Raw genomic sequence first — 1,967 nt, 5'->3', positions numbered from 1 at the left:
CCGTCGTCGTTCGTGGATTCAGCTCAGTTGTAGTTGCCGCTGAAGTCGTCCGTGGAGAAGCTGTCGAAGTCGACGTAGCTCAGGTCGGTGTCGCTGTAGGCACCGTCCGACGCGAAGATGCGGTTGGGGTACCGCTCGCTCTTCGCCTCTTCGGTGGCCTCGACCGTCACGTTGCGGTACTTCGCGAGCCCCGTGCCGGCCGGGATCAGCTTTCCGATGATCACGTTCTCCTTCAGGCCCACCAGCGGGTCGCTCTTGCCCTCCATCGCAGCCTGCGTCAGCACGCGCGTCGTCTCCTGGAACGACGCGGCCGACAGCCACGACTCGGTCGCGAGCGACGCCTTGGTGATACCCATGAGCTCCGGGCGGCCCGAAGCGGGACGCTGACCCTGGGTCACGGCCTCACGGTTGATCTGCTGGTACCGCTTGAAGTCGACCATCTCACCGGGCAGCAGCGGGGTGTCGCCGTGGTCGACCACGGTGACCTTCCGCAGCATCTGGCGCACGATGACCTCGATGTGCTTGTCGTGGATCGGCACACCCTGCGAGCGGTACACGCCCTGCACGCCGCCGACGAGGTACTTCTGCACCTCGCGGGCACCCTGCACGCGCATGATCTCCTTCGGGTCGAGCGTGCCGACCTGGAGGGGCTGACCGACGGTGACATGCTGGCCGTCTTCGACGAGCAGCGTCGCGCGCTTGAGCACCGGGTAGACGTGCGGCTCGTCGCCGTTGTCGGGCGTGAGGATGACCTTCTTGCTCTTCTCGGTCTCGTCGATCGTGATGCGTCCGTCGGACTCGGCGATCGGCGAGGCACCCTTCGGGGTACGCGCCTCGAACAGCTCCTGCACGCGGGGCAGACCCTGCGTGATGTCATCCGCCGACGCCGAACCACCCGTGTGGAAGGTGCGCATCGTCAGCTGGGTACCGGGCTCACCGATCGACTGGGCCGCGATGATGCCGACGGCCTCGCCGATGTCCACCAGCGAGCCGGTGGCCAGCGAACGGCCGTAGCACTGCGCGCAGACACCGACCGCGGAATCGCAGGTCAGCACCGAGCGCACCTTGATGCTCTCGACACCGGCCGCGATGAGCTGGTTGATCTCGGGGTCGCCGACATCCGAACCCGCCTCGAGCACGACCGCGCCCTTCGCATCGACCGCGTCGACGGCCAGGGTGCGGGCGAACACCGAGTTCTCGACGTTCGGGTCGCGCACGAGCTCGCCGTCGGAATCGGCGGCTGCGATGACGAACTCCAGACCCTTGTTCGTGCCGCAGTCCTCTTCGCGGATGATGACATCCTGCGAGACGTCGACGAGGCGACGCGTGAGGTAACCGGAGTCCGCGGTGCGGAGGGCGGTGTCGGCCAGGCCCTTGCGGGCACCGTGGGTAGCGATGAAGTACTCCGCCACCGACAGGCCCTCGCGGTACGAGGAGATGATCGGGCGCGGGATGATCTCACCCTTGGGGTTGTTCACCAGGCCACGCATACCCGCGATATTGCGGATCTGCAGCCAGTTACCACGTGCACCCGAGGACACCATGCGGTTGATGGTGTTCGACTCCGGGAAGTGCGAGCGCATCGCCTTCTGCACCTCGTCGGTCGCCTCGGTCCAGATCTGGATGAGCTCCTGACGACGCTCGGCGTCGGTGATGAGGCCCTTCTCGAACTGCGACTGCGCCTTGGCGGCCTGCTTCTCGTGCTTGGCGACGATCTCGCGCTTCTCCGGGGGCGTGAGGACGTCGCTGAGCGCCACGGTCACACCCGAGCGGGTGGCCCAGTAGAAGCCGGCGTCCTTGATGCGGTCGAGGGTCTTGGCGACCTCCACCTTCGGGTACTCCTCGGCGAGCTTGTTCACGATCTGCGACAGCTTGCCCTTGTCGGCCTGCTCGCGCACGAACGGGTAGCCCTTGGGCAGCGCGTCGTTGAAGATCGCCTGGCCGAGCGAGGCATCCAGCAGCCCGTG

At 66.5% G+C, this 1,967-nt stretch carries 1 pseudogene; it reads right to left on the bottom strand.

The features are described from left to right. Positions 1 to 23: 23 nt before the first annotated feature. Positions 24 to 1,967 (bottom strand): annotated as a pseudogene (locus B3S45_RS13855) (DNA-directed RNA polymerase subunit beta'); the annotation flags it as partial.

This window comes from Microbacterium sp. UBA1612 (assembly GCF_002321605.1).
GTDB lineage: Bacteria > Actinomycetota > Actinomycetes > Actinomycetales > Microbacteriaceae > Microbacterium > Microbacterium luteum.
Note: the sequence above shows the minus strand (reverse complement) of the source record. Positions and strands in the feature narration are given on the sequence as shown.